This is a genomic window from Aureimonas sp. SK2, assembly GCF_029813115.1.
GTDB lineage: Bacteria > Pseudomonadota > Alphaproteobacteria > Rhizobiales > Rhizobiaceae > Aureimonas.
The window spans coordinates 1-425 of sequence record NZ_JAPZDS010000080.1 but is presented as its reverse complement, the minus strand read 5'-3'; the positions used below and the strand labels follow the sequence as shown (position 1 = coordinate 425).

1 protein-coding gene is annotated in these 425 nt (G+C 58.8%); it reads left to right on the top strand.

Going from position 1 to position 425, the window contains the following annotated elements; translation table 11 throughout:
• Positions 1 to 190 precede the first annotated feature (190 nt).
• Positions 191 to 425 (top strand): transposase (locus O5O54_RS22295; protein ID WP_279484037.1); only part of this gene is annotated, 235 nt, incomplete at its 3' end.

The following is a 425-nucleotide window of genomic DNA, read 5'->3' as shown; positions in this document are numbered from 1 at the left end:
CGTCGTCTCCTGCGACACATCCAAAGCTGCATAGGAGGGCATCGTGGTTCTCCTTCCCTTATCGGCAACACCGATCGTTGCTGGATGACCAGCTTGGGGAACCGCTTCACCCTCGGCGAGAGGTGCCACCTGCGATTACGCTAAGTGGTCCTCCCTGAAGTAGGCTTTCGAGCCGATGGAGGACACGAGAATGGGACAGAAGAAGCACAAGCCCGAAGAGATCGTCGCCAAGCTGAGGCAGGTCGATGTGTTGCTTTCGCAGGGCCGCCCGGTAGCGGAAGCGATCCGCACGATCAGCGTGACGCCGTTCACATATTACCGTTGGCGCAAGGAGTTCGGCGGTCTCAAGTTGGATCAGGTGAAGCGTTTGAAGGACCTCGAGAAAGAGAACGAGCGGTTGCGCAAGGCGGTCTCGGACCTGACGC